Genomic DNA, 9,217 nt, shown 5'->3' with positions numbered 1-9,217 from the left:
CATGGCCCGCGCCCATGTCGCGCAGCGACCCCTTGGCCTTCGCGCCGAACCGCTGTTCCTCGTCGATCACGACGAGCGCGAGATCGGCAAAGGCGACACCCTTGCCACCGACCGCGCTGGTGCCGACCACGACCGCGATCGACCCGTCGGCAAGCCCGGCGCAGACGCGCTTGCGCTCCGCGGGCGTCGACAGCCGAGACAGCGCAGCGACCTCCAGCCCGGTGCCGACAAAGCGCGTGCGGAACGTTTCAAGATGCTGGCGGATCAGCACGGTGGTCGGTGCGACGATCGCGACTTGCCGTCCCGCGAGCGCGACGAGCGCGGCGGCGCGAAGTGCGACCTCGGTCTTGCCATAGCCGACATCGCCGACGATCAGCCGGTCCATCGGCTTGCCGCTGGCGAGATCGCTACGGACCGCGGCGATCGCACGCGCCTGGTCGGGGGTCTCGGCAAAGGGAAAACCCGCGGCGAAACGTTCGTAGAGTGCGACATCCGGGACGATCGGCGGTGTCGTCCGCGCGTCGCGTTCGGCAGCAACCGCCTGAAGCGCACGTGCGCTTTCCGCAATCGCGGTGTCGATCGCGGCGCGACGCTTGGTCCAGCTTCCCCCGTCGAGCGTGTCGAGCGTCACCGCATCCGCGTCTGCGCCATAACGCCAGATGCGATCGGCTTCATGCACGGGTACGAGCCGGCGGGCGCCCTTGGCATAGTCGAGCACGATCGCGTCGGCCGCGACGCCATCGAGGTCGGGCAGCGCCTCGACCCCGAGAACGCGACCGATGCCGTGATCCTCATGCACGACAATGTCGCCGGTCTGCAGCGTCGCACCTTCGGCAAAGGCCGCAACGCCAACACCGGGGCCGTCGTCCAGTCGTGCGCGGCTGCCGAGCAGATCGGCGGCGGCGACGATGGTGAGATCGGCATGGACAAAGCCCTGGTCGAGCGGAGCGCAGAGCAGTGACACCGAACCGACGGGTGCGGCCGCCGCCTCAGCAAGGCTGTCGACGTGTTCGGCGTCGACGCCGAGCCGCGATGCGAGGAAACGAAGGTCACGCGCGGACCCGGCGATCGCGAGCCGGCCGTCGGCGATCACCGAACGGGCGAAGCGGCGGAACGCGCGGACCGGATCGCGCCGCTCGATGAAGCGCGGGGTGCGTTCGACCGGGGTGTCGGTGGCGAGGCTCTGGCGGCCGACGGTCGCCTTGTTCCAGGCGCGCGTGTCGACCAGCGCGGCCTTGACCTGACGCGCCGCGGTGCCGTCGGCGGCAAGCGCCAGGAACCGCGTGCGGCGGTCGGCGACCAGAGGGTCGAAATGGAGCGCGGCGTCGGGCAAATGCTCGGTAATCGCGACACCGTCACCCAGATCGGGTTCGCAGGCGCGACCGACGATTACCGCGTCGAGCGTTTCCAGGCTGCGCTGCGACACCGGGTCATAGCTGCGGATTTCGGTGATGACCGAATCGTCGTCGAATTCGATCCGGGCGGGGTTCGCACGATCGGCCGGAAACAGGTCGACGACGCTGCCGCGGATCGCGATCTCGCCGGGTTCGTCGACCCGGTCGTCGATCGTGTAGCCGATCGTTTCGGCGAGCGCGGGTAGCGCGGCGATGTCGATCGTGTCGCCGACGCGGAACACCGGAGGCGCCTCGTCGAATGCGGCAGGGGCTGGATAGCGGACCGCGCTCGCCTCGGCGGAGAGGACGAGGAGGATCGGGTCAGTCGAGGTTGTAGCGGTCGCGGCGCGCAGACGGCGCAGCGCCTCGACCCGGCGGCCGACATTGGCGGCGCTGGGCGGCGCGGAGTCGCCGGGGAGCGCATCGCTCGCAACGAGATGGACGACGGTCATCGCAGGGGCGAACCCCTCAGCGAGACAGGCGATCGCCTCGGCGCGCGACTCGTCCTCGACTACCAGAATGGCACGGTCGATCCCGGCGGTCAGCAACTCGGCAACGACGATCGCCGCGGGCAGAGTTGCCGGTGCAGCGCGCGTGTCACCCGGCAGGTCGATATGGTCGGTACGCTTCAGCATGGCCCCTCCGGTCGGGCCGTTGGCGCCCATTGAATGAACGGTATGCGGACCGGCTCGTTCCGTGATCCGTGCACGAAATGTTCCGACCGGCTCAGCCGAGCAGGCGTCGATACTCGGATTCGGCATGGCCATAGGTGTCGCCCGCCATGCGCATCAGAATGTCGCGGTCGCGAACCAGCACACGGCCGCGGACCGAGCGAATCGCATGCTCCTCCTCGAGCCGGTGGAGCGCTTCGGTCACGCTGCTGCGCCGGACGCCGAGCATCAGGCGGAACTCCTCATGCGTCATGCAGATCGCGTCGTCGCGGATGCGATCGTGATAGAGCAGGATCCAGCGCGCCATGCGTCGCTCGATCGAATGCGCAAGCGACGATACGATCGTGCGGCCCATCTGGGTCATGAACACCTGCACGAAACGGAGCAGCGCGAGCTGCAGCGTGTCGCTCTGCGCGGCGGCGGCGTGGAAGCGGTCGAGCGGCAGCTGCAGCGCGACGCCCTGTTCGGCGCGCATCACGACGTCATAGGGCGAGCGGTTGTCGCCGAGCAGCGCGGACCAGCCGACAAAGCCCTCCGCGCCGATCAGCCCGACCGCAAAGCGATGATCGCCCTCGAGCGCGTCGAGCACGCCGGCGATCCCCTCCTCGGGAAAGCAGAGCGTCTCGATCCGGTCGCCCGCACGCGTCAGCGACTCGCCGACCGCAAAGGGGACGCGGTCGAGATGCGGGGCGATCAACGCGAAGTCGTCGGGGCTCAGACGCTGAAGCAGCCGGTTTCCTGTGCCTCGCGCCGACGACGCGTCGCCAGCCCCATCCCGATCGATGGTCTCCAGTCGATTGTCGCCCGCCATCACGCCCCCTGAAACACTGCATGAATTCAATACGATCCGGTCTTCGTCCGGTTTCGTACAGCAACTCCCACGCCGCCGCCGGGGTTGCGCCTCTCAATGATACAGGAGGCAATTTTGACACATTCCATTCGACGGACGCTGCTCGCCGGCGTGTTTGCATCGACGCTCGTACTTATCCCGGGCGCCGCGCTCGCCCAGTCGGCGCGGAGCGTCACTGCGCCGCCTCCGCCCCCGCCGCCTGCCACCAAGATGGCGCCGGCCAAGGCTGCGCCCGACATGCAGGCCGTGCTCGACGCGCTGGCCGGCCTCGGCGGCAAGCCGATCGAGACGCTGACGCCCGCCGAAGCACGCCAGCAGCCCTCGGCTGCCGATGGCGCCAAGGCGGTGATGGCACAGAAGGGCATGCCAACGACCCCCGACGCATCGGTGACGACGCAGGACATGCCCTATGGCAGCGACGCCAAGCAGTTCGCCCGCGTGTACAAGCCGGCGAGCGCGGCCAATGCCAAGGGCCTGCCGGTCGTGGTCTATTATCACGGCGGCGGCTGGGTGATCGCGGATGTCGCCACCTATGACGCGGCACCGCGCGCGATGGCGAAGGCGCTGAACGCGATCGTCGTGTCGGTCGAATATCGTCATGCCCCCGAGTTCAAGTTCCCCGCACAGCATGACGACGCAGCGGCAGCCTATCGCTGGACGCTGGCCAATGCCGCGGCATGGGGTGGCAACCCGGCGAAGATCGCGGTTGCGGGCGAGAGCGCCGGCGGCAATCTGGCAGTCGCGACGGCGATCTATGCCCGCGACAATCGCCTGACCGCGCCGCTGCACATCGTCTCGGTCTATCCGATCGCCAACAGCAGCAAGACGCTGCCCTCGCGCAGGGATTCGGCGAATGCGAAGCCGCTCAACGGTGCGATGCTGCCGTGGTTCGGTTATTACTACCAGACCAGCAAGGCGGATGCGCAGGATCCACGGCTGAACCTGGTCGGGGCGAACCTGCGCGGGCTGCCGCCGACGACGATCATCAATGCGCAGATCGATCCGCTGCGGTCGGACGGCGAGACGCTGGCCGCGGCGATGCGTGCGGCGGGCGACAAGGTCGAGCAGCGTACCTTCCCGGGCGTGACGCATGAATTCTTCGGCATGGGCACGATCGTGCGCGGCGCCAAGGATGCGAACGATCTCGCGGTCGCACGGCTGAAGGCGGCGTTCGCCATGGCTCCTGCGAAGCGCTGATGCGTTGGGAGGGGGATAGTTTCTCCCTCCCATTTTTGCAGCGAGTAATGCCATGACGTCGACGACCCATGCCTCTTCGCCCCGCTATCGTGCCTTCGGGCGGGTTGTGGCCCTGCTGATGGCGGAGCGCTGAGATGCCCGTGATAACCACGCCAACGCTGGCGATCGCCTATACCGATACGGGCCCGCGCGAGGGCGATGCGGTGTTGTTGCTGCACGGCTGGCCCGATGACTCCTCGACCTGGGACGACGTCCTACCCGCGCTGCACGAAGCCGGGCTGCGGACGATCGTACCGAGCCTGCGCGGGTTCGGCGAAACGCGGTTCGTGGCGGCAGATACGCCGCGCACCGGCAACAGCGCGGTCCTGGCGATGGACGCGATTGCGCTGATGGACGGGCTGGGGATCGCGCGTTTCATGGTCGCGGGGCATGACTGGGGCTCGAACATCGCCGAGGCGCTGGCGGTCGGTTGGCCCGAGCGGGTGCAGCGGATCGCGATGCTCGCGACGCCGCCGCGACTGGGCGGCATGCCGACGCCGCCGTTCGAACAGACGCAGCGGCAATGGTATCACTGGTTCATGGCCACCGCGCGCGGCGCGCAGGCGGTGCGCGATGACCCCAGGGGGTTTGCGCATGTCCACTGGACCAACTGGTCGCCGCCGGGCTGGTTCGACGAGGCGACCTTTGCACGGGTGGCGCGCGCATTCGGGAATCCGGACTGGGTCGACGTCACGCTGCACAGCTATCGCGTGCGCTGGGACGAGGCGGCACCCGATCCCGCGAGCGTCTGGCTTGAGGAAGCGGTAAAGGCGAGCGCGACGCTGTCGCTGCCCGCGCTGTACATTCAGGGTGCGGAGGACGGGGTGAACCCGCCGAGCGCGACCACCGCGGTACCGGAGAAATTCTCGGGACCCTTCGCCTTCGTCACCTTGCCGGGCGTCGGCCATTTTCCACAGCGTGAGCGGCCCGAGGCGGTCGCCGACCTGCTCGTCACGCTGTTCACCGGCGATCCCGCCACCTTGTCCGACACGATTTACCGGAGCCACGACATGTCCAAGTTCAAACCCCTTCTGGCAGGTGCGGCGCTGTTCGCGCTCGCCGCCGCCGCAACCGCGGCCGGCGTCGCACAGGCCAAGACCGCGGCGAGCCCGCTGACTCAGGTGGCGACGTTCGACCACCAGGTGACCGGCGTCGCGGTGACCGCAGACGGACGACGGTTCGTCAACTTCCCGCGCTGGACCGACGATGCGCCGATCTCGGTCGCCGAGGTGCTGCCGGACGGAAAGCTTAAGGCCTATCCCGACGATACGTGGAACAGCTGGCGCAACGCGCGCGCGAACGAATTGCCGGTCGGCGACTATTTCGTCTGCGTTCAGTCGATCGTGCCCGACGGGCACGGCAATCTGTGGGTGCTCGATCCCGGCGCGCCGGGTAACGAAAAGCCGCTCGAGGGCGCGCCGAAGCTGGTCAGGATCGATCTGGCGACGAACCGCGTGACCAAGGTGATCAAGGTCGCGGCCGATGTTGCGCTGCAGGGCACGTACCTCAACGACATCCGCTTCTCGCCCGACGGCAAGACCGGCTACATCACCGATTCGGGCACGCGCGGCGCGATCATCGTGATCGACCTGGAGAGCGGCAAGGGAATGCGCGCGCTCGACGGGCATGGCTCGACGCAGATCGACAAGAGCGTGACGGTCATGACCGACGGCAAGCCGCTGGTCCGTCCCGATGGCCGCCAGCCGGCCTTCTCCGCGGACGGGATCGCGATCTCGAACGATGGCAAGACGCTGTATTACCAGGCGCTCACCGGCAAGACGCTGTACGCGATCGATACCGGGCTGCTCCGCGAGGGCGTGAGCGCAGCGCAGCAGGCGGCGGGGGTGAAGACCATCGCGGAGACGCATGTCGCGGACGGGCTGTGGATGAGCAAGGCGGGGGTGCTGTACATCACGTCGCCGACCAACGACAGCATCACGCGGCTGGTCGGCGATCGTGTCGAGCCGGTGCTGACCGACAAGCGGCTGCGCTGGCCCGATACGTTTTCGGAAGGGCCCGATGGCCGGATCTATGTGACAGCGAGCCATATCCAGGACACCAGCTGGTTCAAGCCGGGTGCGCCGGCATCGCTGCCGACCGCTTTGTTCGCATTCGACCCCGCGCGGTGACATGAACGGGCGCCCCGGGCATGCAGACATGCCGGGGCGGCTCTGCCCGGCAGCGGCGGAAAACGTCAGATTGCAACAGGGTTAACATAGCGCAACGCGATAACCGCGCACCCCGGGATCGAATGTCGTGGCGTGTCGTTTCGCCATACTAACGATACGGGGTCGCCTTGTTCATTCTGCATTTGGCCCTCGGGGGCTGCCTGAAAGCGCCGCCCATCGACTTCGGCATTACGGCCGACTCCGGGGGGCATCTGGCGTATGTGGTCGACGCAGCGCTGGTTCAGGCAGAGCTTCCCGGCGTGGACCGGGTCTCGATCGTTACCCGGTTGTTCCGGTCTGCGGATCTGCCATCCGTGCATGGCCAGCGATCGGAGCGCGTCACCGACAGGTTGACGATCGATCGGGTCGATAGTGGCGACGACCGCTATCTCGAGAAGGAGGCGCTCGCCGCCGACTTGCCCGCATTCACCGAGGCGTTTTGCCGTCACATCGCCGGACTGGCGGTCATGCCCAACGTCATCCATGCGCATTTCGCCGATGCCGCAGCCGTCGCGATCGAGGCACGCCGCCGGTTCGGCATTCCGTTCGTGTACACGCCGCATGCGCTGGCGATCGACAAGCGCCGTCAGGGCCTTGGCGGAGCCGAACTCGGCACGCGGATTGCGGCGGAAACCACCGCGATCGCTGCGGCAGACGCGCTGATCGTATCGACGCGGGACGAGGCCGAACGGCAGGTCCCGGCCTATGGCGTCGGGGTCGCGGGCCGGATCCACTGCGTGCCGCCGGGCGTGCCCCGCCGTCCCTATGCAGGAGGCACAGCGACGTTGGTTGACCGTCTGGGAGACTGGCTCGATCGGCCGGATCTCCCGATCCTGCTAGCGATCGCGCGACCGGTGGCGAAGAAGAACCTCGCGGTCCTTGTCCGCGCGTTCGCGGCGGATCCGGTTCTGCACGAACGTGCGAATCTGGTGATCCTCGCCGGGCAACATGGGGGCCAGTCGTCGAGCGAGGAACGGGCGGTGCTGGGCGAGCTGCAGGCGCTTGCCGCTAGTCCTGCGCTGCGCGGGCGGTTTGCCTTGCCGCCGCGGCACGATGCTTCGGACGTCACTGCGCTGTACCGGCGAGCGGCGGCAGGCGGCGTGTTCGTCAACCCGGCGCTGCACGAGCCGTTCGGGCTGACCCTGATCGAAGCGGCAGCGGCCGGCGTTCCGGTCGTTGCGACCCGCAACGGAGGGCCAGCGGAGATCGTCGCGCAGATCGGTCACGGCTTGCTGGTCGATCCGCGCGACGAGCCGGGAATTGCGGCGGCGTGTCGTGCGGTGATCGGGGATGCGGGGCTTCACGCGCGGTTGAGCCGGGCGGCACGTGTCGGAAGTGCGGCATATGACTGGCGGCGCTATGCCGATGCAGCGATCGACATCTACGCGGCGTTGCGGCGCCAGCCTGCGCTGCTGGCCTGCGACATCGACAACACGCTGACCGGGTCGGTCGATGGCGCGGCGGCGTTCGCACGCTGGCGGCATGGCAGCAGCCTGCCGTTCGTGGTCGCGACGGGGCGCAGCTTCGCCGAGGCGCGCGCGGTGCTGGCGCAGTGGCATTTGCCCGAGCCGGACGCGTTCATCGTCGACGTCGGGACGCGGATCCTCCGTCCGGCGGCACATGGCGAGTGGCAGTGCTGCGCCGCGTTCACTACCGCGCTTGATCAGGACTGGGACCGGGCGGCGGTACGTGCGGCGATCGCCCCGCTCGGCATCTGCGCCCAGCCGGTCGTTACCGAGGGCGCGCACAAGCTCAGCTTCTTTGGCGACGCCGCCGACGTCGCAGCGATCCGCACGGCTCTGGCGCAGGCGGGGCTTGCAGCGCGGGTCGTGTTCTCGCACGGTCGGCTGATCGACGTGCTGTCCCCCGGCGGCGGCAAGGCGGCGGCGATGGCGGCCTATGCGGCCGGGTTGGGGCTGACGCTCGACGACTGCATTGCAGCGGGCGACAGCGGCAATGACCTCGACATGCTCGACGCGTGCGGGTTCGCGATTGTTGTTGCCAATGCGAGTGATGAACTGGCGACACTTGCCGCGCGTCCCGGGCTGCATCGCGCCACGCGCAACCATGCCGCCGGGGTGATCGAGGGGCTGGCGCGGCTCGGATTGACCACGCCGGCCGTGCAAGTCGCGGCATGACGCGTCCGTTCGGCTATTTCGTCCACCATCAGGGTCGCGGGCATGCGGAACGCTGTGCCGCGATCCTGCAGGCGCTGCCGCCGTCGCGTCCCGTGACGATCTTCTGCGCGCGCGACGACATCTTCCCCGCGCTGCCGGCGCAGGCGCGGATCGTGATGATCCCGTCGCTGTTCGAGCCGACCGGGGCGGAGGTGGCGATGGACTGGGTCGCGACGCCCGCGACGCTGCACTGCGCGCCGCTCGGCTGGCCGGGGATCCGAAGCGCGATGGCGACGATCGCCGACTGGTTCGCGCAAGCGGACCCCGCGCTGATGATCTGCGACGTGTCGGCGGAGATCGCACAGCTGGCGCGGATCTGCAGCGTGCCGCACGTGAAGGTGCTGCAGCATGGCGACCGCGGCGATGCGGGGCACCGCGCGGCCTATGACGGCGCCGCCGGGCTGCTCGCCGCATTCCACCGCGATCTCGCCCAGCCCGATTGGGACGCGGCGATGGTCGAAAAGACGTGTTTCGCGGGCGGGCTGGGGGTCGATACGCAGGGCCCCGACCGGAGCGCGGCGCGGGAGCGGCTGGGGATCGGCGAGCGCGAGGAGATGATCCTCGTCATGGCCGGCGGCGGCGGCAGCGGGTTCGGCCAGGCGCCACTGGGCGTCGGCGCGCGCAGCCGGCCTGCCGCGCGCTGGATCACGATCGAGCCGGTCGTGCGCGACTGGCATGCGACCGAACCCGCCAATATCGACCATCGCGGCTGGGTGGAGAA

At 68.7% G+C, this 9,217-nt stretch carries 6 protein-coding genes; 4 read left to right on the top strand and 2 right to left on the bottom strand.

Annotated features, from left to right (window positions below; all coding sequences use genetic code 11):
* Positions 1-2,029, bottom strand: a 2,029-nt coding sequence (locus sphsw_RS09135) for a DEAD/DEAH box helicase (RefSeq protein WP_160172626.1), incomplete at its 3' end; no start/stop codon positions are given.
* A 91-nt stretch (positions 2,030-2,120) separates the two neighbouring features.
* Entirely contained in the window at positions 2,121-2,762 is a 642-nt protein-coding gene (locus tag sphsw_RS09130; RefSeq protein ID WP_160172625.1) for a Crp/Fnr family transcriptional regulator, read from the bottom strand.
* A gap of 228 nt (positions 2,763-2,990) precedes the next feature.
* Between sphsw_RS09130 and sphsw_RS09125 the strand changes: the two genes are divergently transcribed.
* The 4 genes from sphsw_RS09125 to sphsw_RS09110 form a co-directional block, all read left to right on the top strand.
* A complete protein-coding gene (locus sphsw_RS09125) occupies positions 2,991-4,112 on the top strand; it encodes an alpha/beta hydrolase (RefSeq protein ID WP_235188339.1) in 1,122 nt (373 codons plus the stop codon).
* A gap of 134 nt (positions 4,113-4,246) precedes the next feature.
* Complete coding sequence (locus sphsw_RS09120; protein WP_031440333.1) at positions 4,247-6,280, top strand: alpha/beta fold hydrolase; 2,034 nt, start codon at positions 4,247-4,249, stop codon at positions 6,278-6,280.
* Between the two features lie 299 nt (positions 6,281-6,579).
* On the top strand, positions 6,580-8,457 hold the full coding sequence (locus sphsw_RS09115) for an HAD-IIB family hydrolase (RefSeq protein WP_235188338.1): 1,878 nt from the start codon (positions 6,580-6,582) through the stop codon (positions 8,455-8,457).
* The coding region (locus tag sphsw_RS09110; protein ID WP_031440331.1) for a hypothetical protein at positions 8,454-9,217 on the top strand (764 nt) is incomplete at its 3' end. The genes sphsw_RS09115 and sphsw_RS09110, both read left to right, overlap by 4 nt.

It is taken from the genome of Sphingomonas sp. FUKUSWIS1 (assembly GCF_000733135.1).
Classification (GTDB): domain Bacteria; phylum Pseudomonadota; class Alphaproteobacteria; order Sphingomonadales; family Sphingomonadaceae; genus Sphingomonas; species Sphingomonas aerolata.
This window is presented reverse-complemented; position numbering and strand designations above follow the sequence as displayed.

What these genes read in the sequence shown, in the direction of transcription:
- sphsw_RS09120 (WP_031440333.1), top strand. Translation starts at nt 4,247, where the DNA reads ATGCCCGTGATAACCACGCCAACGCTGGCGATCGCCTATACCGATACG.